This window comes from Amycolatopsis albidoflavus (assembly GCF_039525725.1).
GTDB lineage: Bacteria > Actinomycetota > Actinomycetes > Mycobacteriales > Pseudonocardiaceae > Amycolatopsis > Amycolatopsis albidoflava.
On the sequence record NZ_BAAAHV010000028.1, the window covers coordinates 102118 to 125127 of the forward strand.

Below are 23010 nucleotides of genomic sequence, written 5' to 3' on the forward strand. Positions count from 1 at the left end.
GGTGCGCGGCTACCCGCGCACCCACTCCTCCCCCAGTTCGACGGCGACCGCCTCGCCGCCGGTGAGGTCGGCCAGCCAGCTGCTGAATCGTTCCTCCTCGCCGGGCGACAACCCGACCTCGAAGTGCGCCGCCGCCTCGAACCGCGTCTCGTGCAGCACGTACGGCGAGGCGCGGAGATCGTTCTCGAAGCGGCCCGCCCTGGTGTAGTCCATCGTTACGTCGAACAGCCGCAAGCGCCGGTACTCCACCAGGCCTACCGCGTCGAGCGCGTCCGACACCGCTTGTCCGTAGGCCCGGATCAACCCGCCCGCGCCGAGCAGCACCCCGCCGAAGTGCCGCGACACCACCGCGACGGTGTCGGTGACTTCGCGGCGGCGCAACACCTCCAGCATCGGCACTCCAGCGGTCCCGGCGGGCTCGCCGTCGTCGCTGGAGCGCTGGGTGCGGCCGTCCGGGCCGAGAACGAACGCGTGACAGTGGTGCCGGGCCGCGGGTTCGGCGCGCCGGCGGGCCGAAATGATCTCCCGCGCGGCCGCTTCTTCGCCGACCGGAGCGAGGGCGCAGAGGAAGCGTGAACGCCGTATTTCAATCTCGTGCAGCCCCGCCGCCGCCACGGACAGATAACGATCAGTCATCGGCGCTCCCCCTCATGACCACCAGTCAACCAGCCGCAGACGCGGAGTTGACACCGGGCAGGCAGACATGTTTCCGCAGGTCAGCGCACTGGCTGACCGCGTGCCGGGAGAGACGGCCCGACATATGGGAGTACCCCGGAGGGCGTCAACGTATGCGTGGCTTATCCCACGAGAGCGCGATGACGTATGTCGATCACAGCGAATTCACACTATCGTCATAAGACCCGGCGAACCCGGGAGTCACCACCACGCGCCCCGGCTGGCCCCCACCACACAGGCTGACCGACCCCGGCGCGTGCGCCTGTACAGCGACGTGCAGAACTTTTTTCCGCCGCCCATCGCCGTGCGGTGACAAACCATCCGGCACCCGGACCGGTCCTCGACCGGCCGCGGTCAGCCACGCATCGCGACGCAGTGCCGCGCCTCGCGGGTGCGAAGGCACCGGATGGTTTCCCTTCTCGACTGACCATCGCGGTTTCGGACCACTTCGTTAACCGGTTCAGTGCTGAACCCCTCTTCGGAGTAAAGAAACCGCGCCAACGCCTTGGGAGGCGGCCAGCCGTGACCCACCGTTCGAGCACCCCGGCCACTGACGGCCTCTATGACCCCGCTTACGAGCACGATGCCTGCGGGGTGGCGTTCGTCGCGGACCTGACCGGTCGCCGAGACCATCAGATCGTGGCGAAAGCCCTTGTCGCGTTGAAGAATCTGGAACATCGCGGGGCACGCGGGGCAGAACCGGACACCGGGGACGGCGCGGGCCTGCTCATCCAGGTTCCGGACGCGTTCTACCGCGAGGTCGCCGGGTTCGAGCTGCCGCCGGAAGGCAGCTACGCCGTCGGCACCGCGTTCCTTCCGCAGGACGAAAAGCGCCGCGGCCGCGCCATGACCACCATCGAGCGGATCGCCGCCGAGGAGGACATGCGCGTGGTGGGCTGGCGCGAGCTGCCGGTCGACACCGCGCACTGCGGTCCGACCGCCGCGCAGACCATGCCGCACTTCACCCAGCTGTTCCTGGCCGGGCGCAAGAACAATCTCGACGGCCTCGCGCTCGAGCGCGCCGCCTTCTGCGTGCGAAAGCGCGCCGAGCACGAGCTGGTCGAGGATGACGTGTACTTCCCGTCGCTCTCCTCGCGCACGATCGTCTACAAGGGAATGCTGACCGAGCCGCAGGTCGAGAAGTTCTTCCTCGACCTCGCCGACGAGCGCGTGACGAGCGCCATCGGGCTGGTGCACTCCCGCTTCTCCACCAACACTTTCCCCTCGTGGCCGCTCGCGCACCCGTACCGCTACGTGGCGCACAACGGCGAGATCAACACGCTCAAGGGCAACCGCAACTGGATGGACGCCCGCGAGGCGCTGCTGGAGACCGACCTGATCCCGGGCGACCTCAAGCGGATCTACCCGGTCATCACGCGCGGCGCGAGCGACTCGGCGTCCTTCGACGAGGTCCTGGAGCTGCTGCACCTCGGCGGCCGGTCGCTCCCGCATTCGGTGCTGATGATGATCCCGGAGGCGTGGGAGAACCATCAGGAAATGGACCCCGCGCGCCGCGCCTTCTACGAGTTCCATTCCACGCTCATGGAGCCGTGGGACGGACCGGCGCTGGTGGCGTTCACCGACGGCGCGCAGATCGGCGCGGTGCTGGACCGCAACGGCCTGCGTCCCGGCCGCTACTGGGTCACCGACGACGGTCTCGTGGTGCTCGCCAGCGAGGTCGGCGTGCTGGAGCTGGACCAGGCGAAGATCGTCCGGAAAGGACGGTTGGAGCCGGGCCGGATGTTCCTGGTCGACACCGTCGCCGGGCGGATCGTCGAGGACGAGGAGATCAAGGGCCAGCTCGCTTCCGAGCACCCGTACGACGAATGGGTCGACGCCGGGCTGCTCCGCCTGGAGGAGCTGCCCGAGCGCGACCGCGAGGTCCCGCTGCACGCCGCGCTCGTGCGCCGGCAGCAGGCGTTCGGCTACACCGAGGAAGAGCTCGAAACGATCCTCGAGCCGATGGCCCGCACCGGCGCGGAGCCGATCGGGTCGATGGGCAACGATTCGCCGCTCGCGTCCCTTTCATCCGGTTCGCGCCCGTTGTTCGACTACTTCATCCAGCTGTTCGCCCAGGTGACCAACCCGCCGCTGGACGCGATCCGCGAGGAGCTGGTGACCGCGCTGGGCACGCAGATCGGCGCGGAGCCGAACCTGCTGGCCGCGGACTCGACCTCGTGCCGCCGGATCGTGCTGCCGTTCCCGGTGCTGGACAACGACCAGCTCGCGAAACTGGTGCACGTCAACGACGACGGCGACCTGCCGGAGTTCCAGGCGGTCACCGTGATGGGCCGGTACAAGGTGAACGGCGGCGGGGACGCGCTGCTGCAGCGGCTCGACGAGATCCGCGCCGAGGTGTCCGAGGCGATCGAGGACGGCGCGCGGCTGATCGTGCTGTCCGACCGCGGGGTCGACGCCGACCACGCGCCGATTCCGTCGCTGCTGCTCACCGGCGCGGTGCACCACCACCTGGTGCGGGAGAAGACGCGCACGCAGGTCGGCCTCATCGTCGAGGCGGGCGACGCGCGCGAGGTGCACCACATCGCGCTGCTGGTCGGTTACGGCGTGGCCGCGGTGAACCCGTATCTGGCGATGGCGACCGTCGAGGAGATGGCGCACCGGGGCCTCATCCCGGGCGTGACTCCCAAGCAGGCCACCACGAACCTGATCAAGGCGCTCGGCAAGGGTGTCCGCAAGACCATGTCGAAGATGGGCGTTTCGACGGTGGCCTCCTACACCGGCGCGCAGATCTTCGAGGCGGTCGGCCTCGGCGCCGAAGTGATCGACACCTGTTTCACCGGAACCACTTCGCGCCTCGGCGGCGTCGGTTTCGACACCCTCGCCGACGAGGTTTCGCAGCGGCACGTGCGTGCTTTCCCGGTCGACGGCGTCCGGGCGAGCCACCGCGAGCTGGAAACCGGCGCGGACTACCAGTGGCGGCGCGAAGGCGAGCCGCACCTGTTCAACCCGCAGACGGTGTTCAAGCTGCAGCACTCCACTCGCGCCGGGAAGTACGACGTCTTCAAGGAGTACACGAAGGCGGTCAACGACCAGGCCGAGAAGCTGCTGACGCTGCGCGGGCTGTTCGACTTCAAGTACAGCGACCGGAAACCGGTGCCGATCGAAGAGGTCGAGCCGGTTTCGGAGATCGTGAAGCGGTTCGCCACCGGAGCCATCTCGTACGGCTCGATCTCGATGGAAATGCACCAGACGCTGGCGATCGCGATGAACCGCCTCGGCGGGAAGTCGAACACCGGCGAGGGCGGCGAGGACCCGGAGCGGCTCTACGACCCGGAGCGGCGCAGCGCGGTCAAGCAGGTCGCGAGCGGCCGGTTCGGCGTCACCAGCGAGTACCTGGTGAACTCCGACGACATCCAGATCAAGATGGCGCAGGGCGCGAAGCCCGGCGAGGGCGGGCAGCTGCCCGGCGGCAAGGTGTACCCGTGGATCGCGAAGACGCGGCACTCCACGCCGGGCGTCGGGCTGATTTCCCCGCCGCCGCACCACGACATCTACTCCATTGAGGACTTGGCGCAGCTGATCCACGACCTCAAGAACGCCAACCCGGACGCGCGCATCCACGTGAAGCTCGTGTCCGAGGTGGGCGTCGGCACGGTCGCCGCCGGCGTGTCCAAGGCGCACGCGGACGTCGTGCTGATCTCCGGCCACGACGGCGGAACCGGCGCGTCGCCGCTGTCCTCGATCAAGCACGCGGGCGGACCGTGGGAGCTGGGCCTGGCCGAAACGCAGCAGACGCTGCTGGCCAACCGGCTGCGGGACCGGATCGTGGTGCAGACCGACGGCCAGCTCAAGACCGGCCGCGACGTCATGATCGCGATGCTGCTCGGAGCCGAGGAGTTCGGTTTCGCGACCGCGCCGCTGGTGGTGTCGGGCTGCATCATGATGCGCGTCTGTCACCTCGACACCTGTCCGGTCGGCGTCGCGACGCAGAACCCGAAGCTGCGCGAGAAGTTCAGCGGCAAGGCGGAGTACGTGGTGAACTTCTTCGAGTTCATCGCCCAGGAGGTCCGGGAATACCTGGCGGAGCTGGGATTCCGGTCGGTCGAGGAGGCCGTCGGCCACGCCGAGCTGCTCGACAAGCGCAAGGCGGTGGACCACTGGAAGGCCGCCGGGCTCGACCTGTCGCCGATCTTCCACGTGCCCGAGCTGCCGCCGCGCGCGGTGCGGCACCAGACCGTCAAGCAGGACCACGGCCTGGACAAGGCGCTCGACAACACGCTGATCCAGCTCGCCGAGGGCGCGCTGGCGGCGGGCGACAAGGTGCGGCTGGAGCTGCCGGTGCGCAACGTGAACCGCACCGTCGGCACCATGCTCGGCTCGGAGCTGACGAAGAAGTGGGGCGGCGAAGGGCTGCCCGACGACACCATCGACGTCACCTTCACCGGCACCGCGGGCCAGTCGTTCGGCGCGTTCGTGCCGAAGGGCATCACGCTGCGGCTTTACGGCGACGGCAACGACTACGTCGGCAAGGGCCTGTCCGGCGGGCGGATCGTCGTGCGGCCGCCGAAGGAATCGCCGATCGTCGCGGAGAACCACATCATCGCGGGCAACGTGATCGCGTACGGGGCCACGAGCGGCGAGATCTTCATCCGCGGCCAGGTGGGCGAACGGTTCTGCGTGCGCAACTCCGGCGCGCTGGCGGTCGTCGAGGGCGTGGGCGACCACGGCGGCGAGTACATGACCGGCGGCCGGATGGTCGTGCTGGGCAGCGTCGGCCGCAACTTCGCGGCGGGCATGTCCGGCGGCGTCGCGTACGTGCTGGACCTGCCGGCGCACCGGGTCAACCCGGAGATGGTCGACATCGACCCGCTCGACACCGCGGACGTCGACTTCCTGCGCGAAACCGTCGAAAAGCATTACAACGAAACCGAATCCGCCGTCGCGCGGGCATTGCTGGCGGACTGGGACAGTGCGGTCGACCGGTTCGGCAAGGTCATGCCCAAGGACTACAAGCGCGTTCTCGCCGCCCAGGTTGCTGCGGAACGGGACGGCCGGGACGTGAACGAGGCGATCATGGAGGCCGCACATGGCTGACCCCAAGGGCTTTCTGACCACCACGCGCGAGGAACCGAAGCGGCGTCCGGTGGACCTGCGGCTGATGGACTGGCGCGAGGTCTACGAGGACTTCGCGTCGACCAAGCTGGAAAAGCAGGCCGGGCGCTGCATGGACTGCGGCATCCCGTTCTGTCACCAGGGCTGTCCGCTCGGGAACCTGATCCCGGAGTGGAACACGCTGGTGTGGCGCGAGGACTGGCAGCAGGCCGCGGACCGGCTGCACGCCACGAACAACTTCCCGGAGTTCACCGGCACGCTGTGCCCGGCGCCGTGCGAAACCGCGTGCGTGCTCGGGATCAACGACGACCCGGTGTCCATCAAGCGGGTCGAGATCTCGATCATCGACCGGGCCTTCGAGGAAGGCTGGGTCACGCCGCAGGTTCCGGTCACGAAGACGGGCAAGAAGGTCGCGGTGGTCGGTTCCGGTCCGTCCGGGCTGGCCGCGGCGCAGCAGCTGACGCGTGCGGGCCACACCGTCGTGGTTTATGAGCGCGCGGACAAGATCGGCGGGCTGCTGCGGTACGGCATTCCCGAGTTCAAGATGGAGAAGTTCCGTCTTGACCGCCGCCTCGACCAGATGCGCGCCGAGGGCACGGAATTCCGGACGTCGGTGAACGTCGGCGTGGACGTCACGGTCGAGCAGCTCAAGTCGGACCACGACGCCGTGGTTCTGGCCGGCGGCGCGACGGCGTGGCGCGACCTGCCGATCGAGGGCCGGTCGGCCGAGGGCATCTACCAGGCGATGGAGTTCCTGCCGCCGGCCAACCGGGTCGCGGCGGGCGAGCTGGCGGAGTCGCCGTACTCGGCCAAGGGCCTCGACGTCGTGGTCATCGGCGGCGGCGACACCGGCGCGGACTGCGTCGGCACGTCGCACCGGCAGGGCGCGAAGTCGGTGACCCAGCTGGAGATCATGCCGAAGCCGCCGGAGTCGCGTTCGGACGCGCACCCGTGGCCGACGTACCCGATGATCTACCGCGTCACCTCCGCCCACGAGGAGGGCGGCGAGCGGCTGTACTCGGTCAACACGCAGGAGTTCCTGTCCGATTCCGACGGTCGCGTGCGCGCGCTGAAGCTGGTGGAGGTGCGCAACGAGGGCGGCAAGTTCGTGCCGGTCGAGGGCACTGAGACCGAGCTGCCCGCGCAGCTGGTGCTGCTGGCGATGGGCTTCCTCGGCCCGCAGCGCGAAGGCCTGCTGACCGACCTGGGCGTGGACCTTGACCAGCGCGGCAACGTCGTGCGGGACAAGAACTTCCAGACCACTGTGGACAACGTGTTCGTGGCGGGCGACATGGGCCGCGGGCAGTCGCTGATCGTGTGGGCGATCGCGGAAGGCCGCTCGTGCGCGGCCGGCGTGGACGCCTTCCTCACCGGCCGGGGCGTGCTCCCGGCCCCGATCGCGCCGACGGACCGGCCGATCTCCTGATGACTCGGAGCAGGCGCGTCAACGTCGCCGCGCCTGCTCCGTTCAGTTTCGGGGCCAGCGCGTCACTGCTGCCGCGCTGACCCCGGCTGCCGGGCGGGTGCGACAACGACGTCGCACCCGCCCTTCTTATTGCAGAGGTCCGTGAAGGGCTCCTTGAGGGAATCAGATTCCCTCAAGGAGCCCTTCACGGACCTAACTCGCGGCTCCGGCGTTGTAGGCGACCTCGCCGCCGACCACGGTTGCGCCGATGCTGATCTCGCCGATTTTCGCTGGGTCGACCGTCAGCAGATCGTCGCTCAACACCGTGAAGTCGGCCAGCTTCCCCCGGCTCAACGTGCCCTTGATCGTTTCCTCGTGCACCGCATACGCCGAACCCACCGTGTACGCACGCAACGCCTCCAACGGAGACACCGCCTCCTCCAACGCGATCGGCTGCCCCGACGCAGTCCGGCGGTTGACCATGTCGTGGATGCTCAGCAACGGCGACGCCGCGACCACCGGCGCGTCCGTGCTCCCCGGCAAGACCACCCCGGCGTCGAGGAAGCTCCGCATCCGATACGCCAGCCGACTGCGTTCCGGACCGAGCGCGGCGAGAAGCCCGTCGCCGATCTCGGACAGGAATCGCCCCTGTGGCACGGGAATCACGCCCAGCTGCGCGATCCGAGCCACCGCGGCATCGTCGGCGACCGCGCAGTGTTCGATGCGGTGCCGGACGTCCTCGCGCGGGTACTTCTGCTGAGCCTCCTCGTACGCATCAAGCACCGCCCCGAGGGCTGCGTCGCCGATCGCGTGAGTGGCGATCTGCCAGTGGCACCGGTGCGCTTCGAGGATGTAGCGGCGCAGTTCGTCCGGCTCGAACAGCATCAGCCCCTGGTTTCCGGGGGTGTCCTCGTATTCGCAGCACATCGCGGCGGACCGGCCGATCAGCGAACCGTCGGAAAGAATCTTGACCGGGCCGATGCGCAGCCGGTCGTCGCCGACGCCGGTGCGCACGCCGAGGTCGAGCCCGAACCACTCGCCGCCGGGTTCGAACGGGCCGCAATCGCGCAGGGCGGTGATGTAGGGCATCACCGTCATCCGCACGCTCAGCTGGCCGCGTTCGCGGGTGCGCTGGAAGGAGTCGAGATCGGCGCGTCCGTGGCCGATGCCGTCGACGGTGCCGATGCCGGGTTCGGTGATGCTGGTCAGGCCGTCGGCGAGGGCGGCGTGCGCACCGGCGGCGATGTTGGCGATGACCTCTTCGGTCGCTTCCGGGCGCAGCAGGCGGTCCACGAGCACGGTCGCGCGTTCCTGCAGCAATCCGGTGGCGCGGCCCTCTTCGTCGCGCACCACCGTGCCGCCGGGAACGTCCGGCACGCCCAGGCGGTCCGGATATCCGGCCAGGGCGAAGGCCTCCGTGCTCGCCACCGCCATGTGCCGCGACGTGTGCGTGAGCCACACCGGACGTCCTCCGGCGGCGCGATGCAGGGCTTCGGCGGTGGGGTGTGCGCCGATCTTGTTCTGGTCGTAGCCAGCGCCGGTGACCCAGGCGTCAGCGGGCAGGCCGGCGGCCCGGTCTGCCACCGCACGGTAAAGCGCGTCGAGGGTCGGTGCGGCCTCGGCGGAGACATCCAGTTCGCGGATTCGCTTGCCGCGCATGCTCAAGTGGTGGTGCGCGTCGTTGAGACCGGGGACGACCGGCGCGCCGCCAAGGTCGACCACCACATCAGCGGAGAGGCCGCTGACCTCGTCGTCGAATCCGACGATCCGGCCGCTGATCACCCCCACCGCGGTCGCTTGTGGACGGTCTCCGTCCAGCGTGGTGAAGCGTCCATTGTGGAATAATGCATCGAGACGCACTTGGTTCATCCTTGTCGGGTCAGGGTTTTCTCGGATTCGGCGACGGCCGCGGTGCGGCGAGCGAGCGCCAGGACGCAGGTGAGGGTCAGCGCGAGCAACACGACGTGATAGATGACGACCGGCCAGATCGCCCCGTGCGTCGAGTTGAGCAGGGCCTGCGCGATGAATGGCGTGGTGCCCCCGAAAAGCGTGCTGCACAGCTGGTAGGACAGCGAGATTCCGGTGTAGCGCAAGTGGATCGGGAACCCTCGGGTGAGGAATCCGGCGAGCACCGCGTAGTAGCCGGAGCCGCAGACGGTCGCGACCGCGATGCCGACGAACGCCAATCCCGGGTTGCCGGACGCGATCAGCAGGTACATCGGCACGGTCACCACGATGTTGCAGGCCAGCGAAACGGCCATGAACCGGGTTTCGCCGACGCGTTCGGCCAGCCGCGCCGCGACCGGCTGCCAGCAGAACTGGACCACGGACGCGCCGAGCAGCACGTACAGCATGGTCTGGCGGCCGATGCCGAGTTCGTTCGTGGACCAGGCGAGGACGAACGTGTTGCTGAAGTACGCGGCGGCGATGCCCATGATGCTCGCGCCGATGCCGAGCAGCACGGTCCGCCAGGCAGTCCGCAAGACTTCGAGCAGCGGCACCTTCGCGACGGCAGCGGTCGCCTTGGCGCGCAGGAACTCCGCCGGTTCCTCGACCTTCAATCGGATCACCAAGCCCAGCGCGACCAGCACACCGGACAGCAGGAACGGCACCCGCCAGCCCCAGGTCAGGAACTGCTCGTCCGGCAACGCGCCGACGGCGAGAAAGACCACTGTGGACAGAATCGACCCGGCAGGCGAGCCCTGCTGCGCGAACATCGCGAAGTACGACCCGCGTCCGGCAGGCGCGTTCTCCGCGGCGAGCACGACCGCGCCGCCCCACTCCCCGCCGACCGCGACGCCTTGCACCGCGCGAAGTGCGACGAGCAGCAACGGAGCAGCGATGCCGATCTTGGCGTAGGTGGGCAGCAAACCGACCGCGAAGGTCGCGAAACCCATCAGCAGCAGCGTGACGACCAGCGTGTTCTTGCGCCCGACCCGGTCGCCGAGATGCCCGAACACGATCCCGCCCAGCGGCCGGGCGAGGAAGCCGACCCAGAACGTCCCGAACGCGGCGAGCACGCCGGTCGCCGGGTTCAGCCCCGGGAAGAACAGCTTGCCGAAGACCAGCGCGGACGCGGTCCCGTACAGGTAAAAGTCGTACCACTCGATCGCCGTCCCGGCGAAGGAGGCGAGCGCGGCCCGGCGGCCGGCGGCGGTTTCGTGGTTCACGGGCAACTCCCTGGCGGCGGTGTTCCCCAGAGTCTTCGTCCCGCGACCTATGCTGTCCAATACCTGTCCGGACCCATTCCGATACCTCGGAGGCATAGGCGTGGAACTGCGTGTGGTGCGTTATTTCCTGGCCGTCGTGCGAGAAGGCTCGGTCACCGCCGCGGCGCGCACGGTGCGGGTCGCGCAGCCGTCGCTGTCGCGGCAGCTCCGGGCGCTGGAAACCGAACTCGGAGTGGCCTTGTTCTCGCGCTCGCCGGGTTCGCTGACGCTCAGCGCGGCGGGCACCCGGTTCGTGCCGATCGCCCAGGACCTGGTGCGCCGCGCCGAGGAGGCAGGCGCGGTGATGGCGGCGATCGGCCGCACCGAAGACACTCCGCTGACGCTCGTCGCGCCGCCGAGCACAGTAGACAGTCTGCTGGCACCGTTCATGGCCACCGGCAAGGCCGGGCCGGTGCTGCGGGACGCGTTCCCGGTCGCTCCGGACCAGGTTTTCGACCGGCTCCTGCACAGCAGCGCCGACCTCGGCATCTCGACGTCCCCGCCGCCCGCGCAGCTGGAAACCGCCGCGCTGGGCCGGGTTCTGGTGTCCGCGCAGGTCCGGCCGGGCCACCGCTGGTACGAAGCGAAGTCGATCCCGCTGGCCGAACTGGCCACCGAACCGCTGCTGGTGATGAACCGCAGCAACGCGGCGCGGCTGGTCGTGGACGAGGCGTTCCACCGCGCCGGGCTCATCCCGTCGGAGCTGAACGAGACCGGCTCCCCCAGCGTCGCCCAGGCGCGCGCCGCCGGTCGTGGCGAGGTGTGCCTGGTGACCGACCTGGTCCGGTTCGGCCTGCGCTCCATCCCGATCGAAACCGCCGACGGGCCGCTGACCGTGCCGCTGTACGCGGGCTGGCGGCCGGACCATTACGCCCGGCCGTCGATTCTTGCGCTGGTCGAGGGGTTACGGGAGTTTCGTGGCGCGTTGCGCGAATGAGCGCACTCGGTGAGAAGTTTTCGTTGCGGCACAACGGGTTTGCTTGGTTATTCTCTGCTGGTGTTCTATGACTACTTCGTCGCGGTGGACGACGCTATGGCCGCGCTCGCGTTCGATGATCCGGACAACGCGCGTTGCGCGGGCTACGCCGAACTCGCCGTGAAGGGAGCCGATCCGCTCACGGATCTGCTGCCCGTCGAGACATCTCTGACTCGCAGGACCACCGCTGAGGTCGAGGCCGACCCTGACCGCGGCCGGGACATCGCGCTCCTCGAAGATGGGGAAGCTGCCGCGGTGCTGTCGCTGGCCAACTCCTTCCGCGACGCACTGGCTGCCGCCGACGACACTGCTCTCCAAGACGCGTCTGCTGCCTTCGCGGAGCAGCACTGGGAAGACATCAGCGCTGAGCTTCTCGTCCCCTTCCTGAAGGAACTCGCCGCCCTGGCCAAGGGGGCCGCCACAGACGGCCACCGGCTCTACTGCACGATCTGGCTGTAGCGGCTTTTTCGCCCGATCCGGTGACCCGGCGGCCGATCCCGTGCTAGAACAGTGCGGCGATGGGAAAACTGACCCGCCGGGCCCGGGCCACGGCCGACTATCTCTTCTTCGTCGGCGCCGGGGAATGGCCGGTCGCCGTGTCCGCGCTGGGGGTCGTGCTCGGAGCCGTCACGATCCTGCCGAGCGCGTTCGGCGTCGCGATCTCGATCGTCGCGCTCCTGCTCGGCCTGCTGACTCTCGTGCGAGACATCCGCTTGCTGCGGAAACGGTGGGCCGGCTACGAGTTCAGCGCGATCGCCGCGCCGTTCCCGGTCGCGGACACGCCGCCGCCGCGTGCCTATCCGGATGCGCAGTACCTGGCGATTCCCGCCCGTGGCACGGCATTGGTCAGCGATGCCATCGACGCGGCGCTCACCGAAACCACCTTCAGCATCACCGTCGCCGAGGATCCCTACCGGCTCCCCGCGAAGTTGAAGGCCACCGCACCGCACGTGCTGCCGTTGCGGGCGCGCGGCCGGTTGCTGTTCAACGGCCCGATCGTCGGCATGCGCGGCGAACCACTGCCGGTCGCCGGAGCGCGTCCGGCGCCGATCGTCCTGCATCGCGCCCGGTTCTTCGACGCGGTCTGCAGCAACGAACTGGCGTCTCTGCGCATCACGAACTCCGCCGACGGCCGCGAATACGACCTGCGCAACGAGGAGCTGACCGACTCGTCCGGCGCCCTGCGCACCCTCGCCGCGAGCACACTCGCCGACCTCGTCGGCGTGTCCACGATCGCGTTCACCTCGGACGGCCTGCTCGTCGTCGTCCGCCAGTCCGCCCGGAATTCGGCCAGCGGGCTGCTGCTCGCCCCGTCCGGAAGCGGCAGCCTCGAACCGCGGGATCTCCTTACCGCGCAAGGAGGAACTCGCCGGAACCTGCACACCGCGGTGTGCGCGGGAATGGAACGCGAACTGTGCGAGGAAGCCGCCGTCCGGCCCGGCGAAGTCTCGTCGACGCGGCTCACCGGCTTCGCCCGCTGGCTCGAACGCGGCGCGAAACCGGAATTCTTCGGCGTCACGCAGCTGTCCGTCGACAGCAGCGAACTCACCAGCCGCCGCACGAAGGGCGCGGAACGGCTTTACAGCGCCGGAGTCACCGTCCTGGAAATCGACCTGGCGGCGCTAGCCCAAGAGCTGACCGACGGCGTACCGCTGATCGAAGCGAACGCACTGCCGCCGCGGCTGCGCGACGACAGCTCTCTCCCGCTGCTGTTGTGCCTGCGCAGCGCCGCGCTGCAGGTCAGTGCTCGTTCTTGATGACGAAGTAAGACCCGCGAATCGTCCCGGCCAGCTTCGACTTCTGGCGCGCGAACTTGAACTTGTCGGCGAGTTCCTCCGGGACGTCCATCCCGTCGGAAAGCTTGAACCCGACGGCGCGCTTGCCGCCGTCCTCCAGGGTGTACATGACGTTGATCGACAGGCCGCTCTCGTAGAACACGTAAGCCATCCGGATGCCGTCGACCTCGAATTCGGTCGCCTCGAGCGGCCGCGAGGAAATGACGAGATCGCGTTCGTCCTTGAGAATCCCGTGCACCCAGTCGATGATCTTCGGGACCTCGGCCGCGGGCTCGACGGTGAACACGTGGTCGTACTTGTTCTTGAAGTAGCGAGCCTCGTTGGCCCGCAGCCCGGCGAGCGCGTCCGCGACCGGAGAAGACTCCAGGCCGACTGTCGACACGGTGGTGAAATCGACGGCGTAGGACATGATCCGCACTCCCCGGGCTGGGTCTGATCGCGACGACCGGAGAGTACCTCGGGCTCGCGGGCGTTCGCGACTCGTTCGGCGGCGCCAGGCCGGGCAGCGCGGGGAGGACGCTGCCCGGCCCCGCCGGTCAGCCGAAGAAGTTCCGAGCCTGGCCGATGCGGTCGTTTTCGAACGTCAGGACGCCGTATCCGGCGGCCACCGGCTCGGTCTCGGTGCCGAGGTACCACGCGTACAGGGCCACGTCGTGGTGTGCGCTGATCACCTGGGTGAGGCCGAGAGCGAGGTCGCCCAGCTTCTCCCGGGCCCGGCCGACCGCGTCGACGATCGCCTCCCGGCCCTCGGCGGTCCAGTCCGGGTCGACGATGTCGGCGTCCTCGGTGAAGATCGCTTCGAGCGTTTTGCGGCGCTGGTCGGGATCGAAGGTATTCCACGCCTCGAAGTAAGCCTGCACGAGTTCGCTGGCAGAGGTGCTCATTGGTGATTCTCCTTTTCTGTGGGTTATTCGGCGGAAGCGCCGACGGTGTCCGGCGCTGGGAGGGTGTGCTCCGGCGGTCGTTTCACCAGGAACGCGAGGAAGCCGCCAGCCACCGACGCGATCCCGGCGACCCACAGCGCGACGCGAAGCCCGCCGACCACCGCGGACGGCTCCGGCACCGCGTGAAGGTCGAGGCCCGCGTTGGCGACCGCGACGAGTACCGCGAGTCCGATGGCGCCGCCGATCTGCTGCGAGGTGGTCGCCAGCGCGGAGGCGACGCCTTGTTCCCCGGGCGCGACGCCGGAAGCCGCGGAGACGAACATCGCCGGGAAGGTCAAGCCGCCGCCAATGCCCCAGACGACGAGTCCGGCGAGGACAGTCCAGAACGACGCGCCGACGGCCATCCCGACGGCGAGCAAAGCCAGCCCGACGCCGTTGACGAGCATGCCGGTGAACAGCGTCGCGCGGATGCCCCACCGGCCGAGCAGGATTCCGGTGAGCTTCAGCGACGCCGCCATCGAGATGATCGTCAGCGGCAGGAACGCGAGACCGGCCTGCAAAGCGTTGTACCCCAGCACGTTCTGCAGGTAGGCGGTGAACAGGTAGTACGCCCCGCCGAGGCCGCTTTGGAAGACAAGGATCACTCCCATCGCGACGATCAGGCTGCGGTTGCCGAACAGTCGCAGCGGGGCCAACGGGTCGCGCGTGCGCTTCTCCACGACGACGAACACGGCCAGCAGCACGGCCCCGCCGGCCAACGCGCCGAGGCCCCGCCAGGACACCCAGCCCACTTCCGGCCCGCTGACCAGGCCGAGGACCAGCAACGACGATCCAGCGCTGGCCACGATCGCGCCGGTGAGGTCGAATCCGCCGCGCACGGCGGAGCGAGCGGGATCGGCGGCCAGCACCGGACGAGCCGCGAGGGCAGCGCCCAAGGCAAGCGGTACCAGCAGGAACAGCACCCACTGCCAGCCCAGCGCGTTGGTGAGCACGCCGCCGAGCAACGCGCCGGCCGCGAGTCCGCCGCTGCCGGCCGCGCCCCACACCGCCAGTGCACGGTTGCGGGCGGGGCCTTCGGCGAAGCTCGTGCTGATCAACGCGAGCGTCGCCGGAGTGAGCAGCGCCGCGCCAAGCCCCTGGACGGCGCGCGCCGCGTCCAGGATTCCGGGGTTGCCCGCGAAACCCCCGGCGAGGCAGGCGAATCCGAAAATGGCGAGGCCCGCGACGAAGGTGCGGCGGGCCCCGAATCTGTCGACGATCCGGCCGCCGAAGAGCAGGAATCCGCCGAACCCCACGGCGTACGCGCTGACGACCCACTGCAGCGACTGCGCCGTGAAGCCCAGTTCGCGGCCGATGTCGGGCAGCGCGACGTAAACGATGTTGTAGTCCAGCGCGATCACGAACTGGGCGAACGCCAGCAGCGCCAGGGCCAGCCCGGACCGCCGGGCGACTGAGGTCTCCATCGAATGTGTTTCCTCCGAGCCGTTCTACACGGCTATCAATTACTACACGGCGTTCAGTAACAGCACGGCGAATAGTAGCCGAGCGCTGTAGAGTGTCAAGCGTGGAAGCTCGGGTGCCCAGCAGACGGGAACGGTTGCGCGCGGAAGCCAGCCAGGAGATCAAGGCGATCGCGCTGCGGTTGATGACCGAAGGCGGGCCGTCCGCGATCTCGCTGCGGGCGATCGCGCGCGAAATGGGCATGACTGCGGGCGCGCTGTACGGCTACTACGCCACGCGCGACGACCTGGTCAACGCGCTGATCGCGGAGATCTACTCGGCGTTGGCGGACAAGGAAGAAGCCGCCCGCGACGCGGTGTCCGAGGACGATCCGGAAGGCCGGGTGCTCGCCGTCGGCGAGGCGTTCCGGACCTGGGCGGTCGGGCATCCCGAGGAGTTCCAGCTCATCTACGGCGACCCGTTGCCCGGCTATCAGGCCCCCGAAGGCGGTGCCGCGGCGGACGCGGAACACCGGGCTTGCGCGGTGCTCACCGGCCTCGTCGCCGACGCTTGGCCGCAGGCGAGCAAGCGGCTGTCCGACGACGGCTACGACTGGGCGGATTTCGACCCCGGGTTCGCCGCGGTAATCCGGGGCGAGTTCCCCGACCTGCCGCCCGCGGCGGTCGCGCTGGCGATGCGGGTCTGGGGCCGGATGCACGGACTGGTGGCGCTGGAGGTGTACGGGCATCTGCGGCCGCAGGTCCTCGATCCGGCGAGGCTGTACCGGGCCGAACTGCTGGACCTGACCAAAACCCTGGGGATCACTCCCGCCGGCCGGGCGCGGTGAACACGGTTTTCCTGCTGGTCCACGGCGGGCTCGGGGACGACATGGACGCCGACCGGTTCTGGACGCGGCCAGGAGTCGCCGACGGTCTCCGCCGGAAGGGCCGCCCGGTACTGGCCCCCGATCGCCTCCGGCACGCGCCGGACTGGCCCGCCGAAGCCGCGCATCTCGCCGCGTTCCTGCCGGATCGGCCCGTCGTTGTGGTCGCCGGTTCGAACGGGTGCTCCGCGGCGGTCCGGCTCGCGCTGGCCTTTCCGCAGCGCATAGACCGGCTGCTGCTGGCCTGGCCCGCCACCGCCGGAGACGCTGAGGTCGACGCCCGCTTGGCGGGGGTCCCGCGTGCGCTGCTGCGAGGCGAGACCCTGCGCGGCGTCACCGACGACGAGCTGGCCACGCTCGCCATGCCGGTCGGCGTGCTTCCGTCCGTCCCGGACAATCCGTTCCACCAGCGCCGCACTGTCGATGCCCTCCTGCGGCTCGTACCGGGATGCGCGGAACTCCCCGGCTGCCCGGAGCCGCCCCGCCCCGGCTTCGGGTCCCATGTGGACGGTCTGCTCGCCTCGATCACCGGGTTCGCCGACTGCTGAACCTCGATTTCCCCTGCGTACGCCCGGTCGGGGAATTTCGTGCAGGGCCTACGGTGGCTTGGTGCGCAACCACCTGATCGACCTGGCCGTCGCGCTCGCCGTGCTCGGCCTGACGCTGACCGGGGAGCTGCCGGACGCGAACCGGCCGTGGTTCTGGCCGATCGCGGTCGCGGTGATGTTCGCGGCGGTGCTGCTGCGCCGCCGGTTCCCGTTGAGCGCGATGCTGGTGTCGGTCGGCGTCGCGCTCGCCACGCCGCCGTTCTGGGGTACGTCTGTCACCCTCTACACGGTCGCTTCGCTGCGCGGCCCCCGTTGGCCGACCGCGGTCGCGGTGCTGGCGGAAATCGGGCTGATGGTGTCGTTTTCCCGGCTGTCCGGCCCTCCGGACTGGAAAACGTTCGGGCTCGCGCTCGTGCTGATGGTCGTGGTCCCGACGCTCGCCGGGCTTTGGATGCACCAGCGCGCGGCGTTGCTCGCCGCCCTGCGCGACCGCGCGGAACAGGCCGAACGCGAGCGTGACCTGCTCGGCGAGCGGGCGGTGGCAGCGGAGCGGCGGCGGATCGCGCGCGAGATGCACGACGTCGTCGCGCACCGGGTCAGCATCGTCGCGCTGCAGGCGGGCGCGCTTTCCGTGCGGGCCAAGGAAGAGGAGACCGTGCAGCTCGCCGAGATCATCCGCGAATCGAGTTCCGCCGCGCTCAACGAATTGCGCGACATCCTGCAGGTGCTCCGCGACGACGGTCCGGAACCGCGTTCGCTGCCGGATCCGACGCTGGGCGGCGTGCGCCAGCTCGCCGACGATCTCGTCGCCGCCGGTGCGCGGGTGCGCGCAGACCTGCCGGACCCGATGCCGGACGTGCCCGATCCGATTGGGCGCGCGGCGTACCGGATCGTGCAGGAAGCCCTTACGAACGCCGCGAAACACGCCCCGGGAACGACAATCGACGTGCGACTGTCCACTTCCGACGAAGGCCTGGTGGTCGAGGTGGCCAACCCGCTCGCCGATTCGGCCGGGCTGCCGGGCGCGGGCTACGGGGTGATCGGCATGCGCGAACGCGCGACGCTGACCGGCGGGACGCTCCGCGCCGGTCCGGACGGCGCGGGCGGCTACCGGGTGCGAGCCGCGTTCCCGCTGCGAGCGGAGGAACCGTGCTGAAGATCCTGCTGATCGACGACGAGGTGCTCGTGCGCAGCGGCATCCGGATGATCCTGGAGTCCGATCCGGGAATCGAGGTGGTCGCGGAGGCAGGCGACGGCCGCGGAGTGCTCGCGCTGGTCCGCGAGCACCGGCCGGACCTCGTGCTCACCGACGTCCAGATGCCCGAGGTCGACGGCCTGGAGGTGACCCGCCTGGTGACCGCCGAACCGGACGCGCCCGCGGTGGTCGTGCTGACGACGTTCGACCTGGACGAGTACGTGCACGAGGCGCTTCGCCACGGTGCCACGGGTTTCCTGCTCAAGGACACGCCGCCGCGCGAGCTGGTGAAAGCGATGCACGTGGTGGGCAGCGGCGAGGCGATGCTGTCGCCGTCGATCACCCGCCGGCTGCTGACGCACTTCGCCACCGCCGCCACCCCGACACCCGCCCGCGCCCGGCTCGAACCGCTGACGCCGCGCGAACGCGAGGTCGCGGTGGCCGTCGCGCAGGGTTCGAGCAACGCCGAGATCGCCCGCGCGCTCGGACTCAGCGAGGCGACCGTGAAGGTCCACTTGGGACGGATCATGGCCAAGACCGAGGCGGCGAACCGCACCCAGGTCGCGATTCTGGTGCACGATGCCGGACTGGCCTGAATCGTTGCCCCGCAACGGGTTGCCAAGATGTCAGCTCGACGCCGGGCTGGGGAGGCGTTTCCGAGGGAACCGCGCGACACCAACGGCTTCGCGATCGCGTGGCTGGCGGTACTCCTGATCGGGTCCGGTCAGGGCGCACCCGGCGGCACGAACGGCAACCCGCCCGGAGCACCCGCCTCCGCCAGCGCCATCAGCATCCCGGTGTCCACTTCGGACTGAATCGCGTCCGCCAGCCGGTCCAGCATGTCCTCCCGCAAGTCCGCGAACCCCGGCGCGCCCTCGGCGGCTTGCCACTCGATGCCCGCCTGCGCCGCCGCTTCGGCGAGCCAAGCGCGGCGGAACCCGTCGTTCTCCAACGCGCCGTGCCACGTCGTGCCCCACACCGAACCGACGCGGTAACCGTCCAAAAACGACTCCGCGTCCGCCGGGGCGGCGCTGCCGTGGTGGATTTCGTACGCGTCCACCCGGTGTCCGCGCCATTCGCCGGTCGGACGGCCGAGCACCTTCTCCCCCGCGAACGTCACGCGCGTCGGCAGCAGTCCCAGCCCTTCGACGAGACCGGCACCCGATTCGACATCGTCCTCAATGGACTCAGCGAGCATCTGGTACCCGCCGCAGATGCCCAGCACCGGAAGCCCCGCCTTAGCCCTGGCAGTCACCGCCTCCGCTAAACCTCGCGCACGCAACCAGTTCAGATCGTCCACAGTGGCCCGGGAACCCGGCAACACGACCAGGTCCGCCGCGGCAACGGTGTCCGGATCAGCGGTCAAACTCACCGTCACGCCCGGCTCGGCGGCGAGCGCGTCCACATCGGTGGCATTGGACGCCCGAGGGAACCGGACCACTGCCACCCGCAAACCGCGTTGCGCGGCTTCGTGCCGCCATCCGGCCGCGGCGAGGGCGTCCTCGGAGTCGATCCACACGCGGTCCAGCCACGGCAGCACGCCCAGCACCGGCCGTCCGGTGACCTTCTCCAGGCTGTTCAACCCCGGTTGCAGCAACCCGACGTCACCGCGGAATTTGTTGACCAGCCAGCCCGCCACCAACGCCTGGTCCTCGGCCGACAGCAACGCGAGCGTCCCGTACATCGCGGCCAGCACCCCGCCGCGATCGATGTCGCCGACCACCAGCACCGGCAGGGAAAACCGCCGCGCGAGGCCCATGTTGACGTAGTCGCCGGAACGCAGATTGATCTCCGCCGGACTGCCCGCTCCCTCGCAGACGACGAGGTCGAACCGTTGCCGCAACTGGGCGAACGCGTCGAAGGCGATCTCCGCGAGCCCGGCGCGTCCGGTCGCGTACTCCCCGGCTTCGAGCGTGCCGTACGGCTTGCCGAGCGCGATGACGTGACTGCGCCGGTCGCTGCCCGGCTTGAGCAGCACGGGATTCATCGCGGCTTCCGGCTCCACCCGCGCGGCCCGCGCCTGCAGCCATTGCGCGCGGCCGATCTCCGCGCCGTCCGCGCAGACCATGGAGTTGTTCGACATGTTCTGCGCCTTGAACGGCGCGACCCGCACCCCGCGCCGCGCGAACCACCGGCAGAGTCCAGCGGTGACCAGGCTTTTCCCGGCGTCGGAGGTGGTCCCGGCGATCAGCAGCCCGCTCATCTCGCCACCGTAATCCTTGCGCTCCGCAGCCCGCTCATCGCGATCCCGGCCGAGACAGCCACCGCCGCCGCCCCCACCAACCGCGACAACCGCACCGCCCGGCGCAGATCGCGCGCCCCGGGCGGCCGCCCGTCACCCAGCGTGCCCCGGCGCTCGACCTCGCCGTGATACGTATTCGTGCCGCCCAGCCGGATGTCCAGCGCCCCGGCGAACGCCGCCTCGACCTGCCCCGCGTTCGGGCTCGGATGCGCGCTCCCGTCCCGTCGCCAGGCACGCCAAGCCGACCGCGCGTGCCCGCCGGCCAACGGCGCGGTCACCGCCGTCAGCACCGCACCGACGCGCGCCGGCACCAGGTTGACCCAGTCGTCGACGCGCGCGGCGAACCAGCCGAAGTTGCGGTGCCGCGGCGATCGGTAGCCGACCATCGCGTCGAGCGTGTTCACCGCGCGGTACCCGAGCAAGCCGGGCACGCCCGCAACCGCGCCCCACAGCAGCGGCGCGACGACCGCGTCGGACGTGTTCTCGGCGATCGATTCGGTGGCCGCACGGGTCAGCTCGGCGGCGTCGAGACCGGTGGCGTCGCGCGCGCAGAGATGGCTGAGCCGCTGCCGGGCGGCGGGCAATTCACCCGATTCGAGTAATCGCGCCATTTCGTGCCCCTCCGCGGCGAGCCCGCGGCCGCCGAGGACGACCCAGGTCGCGGCGGCAGTCAGGACAAATCGGGCGCCCGGCCGGTCCCGCACGGCTCGCTCGGCAAGAAATCCCAAGCCGGCGACCGACCCCGCGCAGACCGCCGCGTAGGCCGCCCCGCGCGGCTTGGAATCGGCCCACCACCAGCGTTCCAGCTGGCCAGCGGCGGTGCCGAAGGCCGCGACCGGATGGCCCCGGCGCGGGTCGCCGAACCACGCGTCGGCGGCGTATCCGGCAACGATCCCGGCCGCGGCGGCGGCTTGTCGGAGTGGCACGTGGCGAACCGTAGCGCTAGGGAGAGAATGCCGGGTATGACCAAGCTGACGCACCGGCTCGCCGGGTCTCTCGAAACCCTGGCGCAGGCCCTCCGCCGGTACGGACGCGACGACGGCAAGGTGCTCGTTCTCGGCGGGGTTCGCTCGGGCAAGTCGAGGCACGCGGAGCGGCTCGTCGCGCACCACCCTCACCTCGTGTACGTCGCTCCCGGGCTGCCCCCGTCGGCGGAGGACCCGGAATGGGCCGCCCGCGTCGAGGCGCACCGGGCCCGCCGCCCGCGCCACTGGACGACGATCGAGACCACCGATCTGGCGACCGTGCTGCGCAACGCGACCAGCCCGTTGCTGATCGACTGTCTCGGCACCTGGCTGTCGCGGGTCCTCGACGAGGTCGGCGCGTGGACGGGCAAATCGGGCTGGGAGCGCAGACTGGACGACCGGCTCGAGGATTTCCTCGCCGCGTGGAGCCAGGCGCGGGTGCCGATCGTCGCGGTCAGCAACGAGGTCGGCAGCGGTGTGGTGCCCCAGGCGGTGTCCGGGCGGCTGTTCCGTGATGTGCTGGGCGCACTCAACAACCGGGTGTCCGCCGACAGCGACCGCGTTTCGCTCATCGTCGCCGGGCGGGCGCTCGACCTTCCGTGAGGAGCTAGCCGTGCCGCGTTTCGCCATTCCCGTCCCGGACGCCGCCGCCCGCGCCACCGCCCTGGAGCGGCTGGACGGCCTGGTCAAACCGGTCGGCTCGCTCGGCAGGCTGGAAGAACTCGCGGCCTGGCTGAGCGCCGCGCACGGCGTGGTCCCGCCGCGCCCGCTGGACGACGTCCGCGTGGTCGTCTTCGCCGGCGACCACGGGGTGTCGGCGCAGTCGGCCTACCCACGCGAGGTGACGGCGGCGATGGTGCGCGTGTTCCTCGCCGGGCGCAGCGGGGTGACGGTGCTCGCGGCGCAAGTCGGGGCTTCTGTGCGGGTAGCCGACATCGCGGTGGACTGGGATGCCGCGGACGTTCCCGACGAAGTCACCGCCCACAAGATCCGCCGCGGTTCGGGTGCGATCGATGTCGAGGACGCTTTGGCTCCCGGTGAGGCTCTTGCGGCTTTTGAGGCGGGCCGGGCCATCGCGGCTTCGGAGTCCACTGCGGACGTTCTCATTCCTGGCGACATGGGCATCGGCAACACGACGGTTTGTGCCGCGGTGGTGGCTTCGGCCCTCGGCCTGCCCGCTGCCGAAGTGGTCGGCACCGGGACTGGCGTGTCCGGGGAGGCGTTGGAGCGCAAGACCTCCGTCGTCGCCGCCGCTCTTTCCCGCCGAGCGGTGACCGACCCGTTCGACCGCCTGACCGCCCTGGGCAGCGCCTGCCTCGCCGCGACGGCCGGGTTCCTGGTAGAGGCCGCGGTCCGGGGAATCCCGGTGGTGCTGGACGGAATCTTCTCCGCGACGGCGGCTTTGGCGGCCCGGGACATCGCGCCGGGCGCGGAGCAGTGGTGGCTGGCCGGGCATCGGTCGACGGAGCCCGCGCAAGCGTTTGCTTTGAAGGCGCTGGGGTTGACGCCGATCCTGGATCTGGGCCTGCGACTCGGGGAAGGCAGCGGAGCGGTGCAGGCCGTGCCGACACTGCGGGCGGCACGTGCGGTGATCGCGGAGATGGGCCTTTTGGCGGACCTCGGGTGACGGGTTTGCTCGGGGGGCGGGGTTTGGTCGGAGGGCGAGGCTTGCTCGGGTCGGGGTCGGGGTCGGGCTCGGGCTCGGGCTCGGGCTCGGGC

The 23010-nt window shown here is 70.0% G+C and carries 19 protein-coding genes; 11 read left to right on the plus strand and 8 right to left on the minus strand.

The annotated features are described in order from the left end of the window. Nucleotides 1-9 precede the first annotated feature (9 nt). Entirely contained in the window at nucleotides 10-636 is a 627-nt protein-coding gene (locus ABD156_RS43255; RefSeq protein WP_344287207.1) for a YigZ family protein, read from the minus strand. Nucleotides 637-1197: 561 nt separating this feature from the next. Here ABD156_RS43255 and gltB point away from each other — a divergent pair. After that, on the plus strand, nucleotides 1198-5730 hold the full coding sequence (gene gltB / locus ABD156_RS43260; RefSeq protein ID WP_344287209.1) for a glutamate synthase large subunit: 4533 nt from the start codon (nucleotides 1198-1200) through the stop codon (nucleotides 5728-5730). Next, nucleotides 5723-7174: a glutamate synthase subunit beta gene (locus tag ABD156_RS43265; RefSeq protein ID WP_344287211.1), complete on the plus strand. Its 1452-nt coding sequence runs from the start codon at nucleotides 5723-5725 to the stop codon at nucleotides 7172-7174. The genes gltB and ABD156_RS43265 overlap by 8 nt, the downstream gene beginning before the upstream one ends. 192 nt (nucleotides 7175-7366) lie before the next feature. Here the strand turns inward: ABD156_RS43265 and ABD156_RS43270 are convergent, their stop codons facing one another. Together ABD156_RS43270 and ABD156_RS43275 are read right to left on the minus strand one after the other, a co-directional pair. Beyond that, nucleotides 7367-9013 (minus strand): amidohydrolase, encoded by a 1647-nt coding sequence (locus ABD156_RS43270; protein WP_344287213.1) that lies wholly within the window; start codon nucleotides 9011-9013, stop codon nucleotides 7367-7369. A gap of 5 nt (nucleotides 9014-9018) precedes the next feature. Continuing rightward, nucleotides 9019-10323: an MFS transporter gene (locus ABD156_RS43275; protein ID WP_344287215.1), complete on the minus strand. Its 1305-nt coding sequence runs from the start codon at nucleotides 10321-10323 to the stop codon at nucleotides 9019-9021. A 100-nt stretch (nucleotides 10324-10423) separates the two neighbouring features. On the opposite strand from ABD156_RS43275, the gene ABD156_RS43280 reads away from it, so the two are divergent. From ABD156_RS43280 to ABD156_RS43290, 3 genes are read left to right on the plus strand one after another with little or no spacing between them, the layout of a single operon-like run. After that, complete coding sequence (locus ABD156_RS43280; protein WP_344287217.1) at nucleotides 10424-11299, plus strand: LysR family transcriptional regulator; 876 nt, start codon at nucleotides 10424-10426, stop codon at nucleotides 11297-11299. A 60-nt stretch (nucleotides 11300-11359) separates the two neighbouring features. Further along, nucleotides 11360-11797, plus strand: a complete 438-nt coding sequence (locus ABD156_RS43285; protein WP_344287219.1) for a hypothetical protein — start codon at nucleotides 11360-11362, stop codon at nucleotides 11795-11797. Nucleotides 11798-11856: 59 nt separating this feature from the next. Further along, entirely contained in the window at nucleotides 11857-13095 is a 1239-nt protein-coding gene (locus ABD156_RS43290) for a hypothetical protein (RefSeq protein WP_344287221.1), read from the plus strand. Here ABD156_RS43290 and ABD156_RS43295 read toward each other — a convergent pair. The 3 genes from ABD156_RS43295 to ABD156_RS43305 all read right to left on the minus strand — a co-directional run bounded on the left by ABD156_RS43295 (nucleotide 13079) and on the right by ABD156_RS43305 (nucleotide 15481). Then, nucleotides 13079-13543 (minus strand): phage tail protein, encoded by a 465-nt coding sequence (locus ABD156_RS43295; RefSeq protein WP_344287223.1) that lies wholly within the window; start codon nucleotides 13541-13543, stop codon nucleotides 13079-13081. The genes ABD156_RS43290 and ABD156_RS43295 overlap by 17 nt on opposite strands. Before the next feature lie 127 nt (nucleotides 13544-13670). Continuing rightward, nucleotides 13671-14018 carry a nuclear transport factor 2 family protein gene (locus ABD156_RS43300; RefSeq protein WP_344287225.1) on the minus strand — a complete coding sequence of 116 codons (348 nt, stop codon included), beginning with the start codon at nucleotides 14016-14018 and terminating at the stop codon, nucleotides 13671-13673. Nucleotides 14019-14041: 23 nt separating this feature from the next. Further along, nucleotides 14042-15481, minus strand: a complete 1440-nt coding sequence (locus ABD156_RS43305; protein ID WP_344287227.1) for an MFS transporter — start codon at nucleotides 15479-15481, stop codon at nucleotides 14042-14044. Between the two features lie 101 nt (nucleotides 15482-15582). On the opposite strand from ABD156_RS43305, the gene ABD156_RS43310 reads away from it, so the two are divergent. The 4 genes from ABD156_RS43310 to ABD156_RS43325 all read left to right on the plus strand — a co-directional run bounded on the left by ABD156_RS43310 (nucleotide 15583) and on the right by ABD156_RS43325 (nucleotide 18680). Continuing rightward, nucleotides 15583-16305 (plus strand): TetR/AcrR family transcriptional regulator, encoded by a 723-nt coding sequence (locus ABD156_RS43310; protein ID WP_344287229.1) that lies wholly within the window; start codon nucleotides 15583-15585, stop codon nucleotides 16303-16305. Then, nucleotides 16302-16889: an alpha/beta fold hydrolase gene (locus ABD156_RS43315; RefSeq protein ID WP_344287231.1), complete on the plus strand. Its 588-nt coding sequence runs from the start codon at nucleotides 16302-16304 to the stop codon at nucleotides 16887-16889. Before ABD156_RS43310 ends, ABD156_RS43315 begins: the two co-directional genes overlap by 4 nt. A 61-nt stretch (nucleotides 16890-16950) precedes the next feature. Then, on the plus strand, nucleotides 16951-18045 hold the full coding sequence (locus ABD156_RS43320) for a sensor histidine kinase (protein ID WP_344287233.1): 1095 nt from the start codon (nucleotides 16951-16953) through the stop codon (nucleotides 18043-18045). Next, nucleotides 18039-18680, plus strand: coding sequence for a response regulator (locus tag ABD156_RS43325; RefSeq protein ID WP_344287235.1), 642 nt, complete (start codon nucleotides 18039-18041; stop codon nucleotides 18678-18680). Before ABD156_RS43320 ends, ABD156_RS43325 begins: the two co-directional genes overlap by 7 nt. A gap of 128 nt (nucleotides 18681-18808) precedes the next feature. On the opposite strand, the gene ABD156_RS43330 is transcribed toward ABD156_RS43325, so the two are convergent. After that, nucleotides 18809-20287, minus strand: coding sequence for a cobyric acid synthase (locus ABD156_RS43330; RefSeq protein ID WP_344287237.1), 1479 nt, complete (start codon nucleotides 20285-20287; stop codon nucleotides 18809-18811). Then, on the minus strand, nucleotides 20284-21252 hold the full coding sequence (locus tag ABD156_RS43335; protein WP_344287239.1) for a cobalamin biosynthesis protein: 969 nt from the start codon (nucleotides 21250-21252) through the stop codon (nucleotides 20284-20286). The genes ABD156_RS43330 and ABD156_RS43335 overlap by 4 nt, the downstream gene beginning before the upstream one ends. 36 nt (nucleotides 21253-21288) lie before the next feature. Here ABD156_RS43335 and ABD156_RS43340 point away from each other — a divergent pair, with 36 nt between their 5' ends. Then, nucleotides 21289-21894 carry a bifunctional adenosylcobinamide kinase/adenosylcobinamide-phosphate guanylyltransferase gene (locus ABD156_RS43340; RefSeq protein WP_344287241.1) on the plus strand — a complete coding sequence of 202 codons (606 nt, stop codon included), beginning with the start codon at nucleotides 21289-21291 and terminating at the stop codon, nucleotides 21892-21894. 10 nt (nucleotides 21895-21904) lie between these two features. Further along, nucleotides 21905-22918 carry a nicotinate-nucleotide--dimethylbenzimidazole phosphoribosyltransferase gene (gene cobT / locus ABD156_RS43345; protein ID WP_344287243.1) on the plus strand — a complete coding sequence of 338 codons (1014 nt, stop codon included), beginning with the start codon at nucleotides 21905-21907 and terminating at the stop codon, nucleotides 22916-22918. Nucleotides 22919-23010 lie beyond the last annotated feature (92 nt).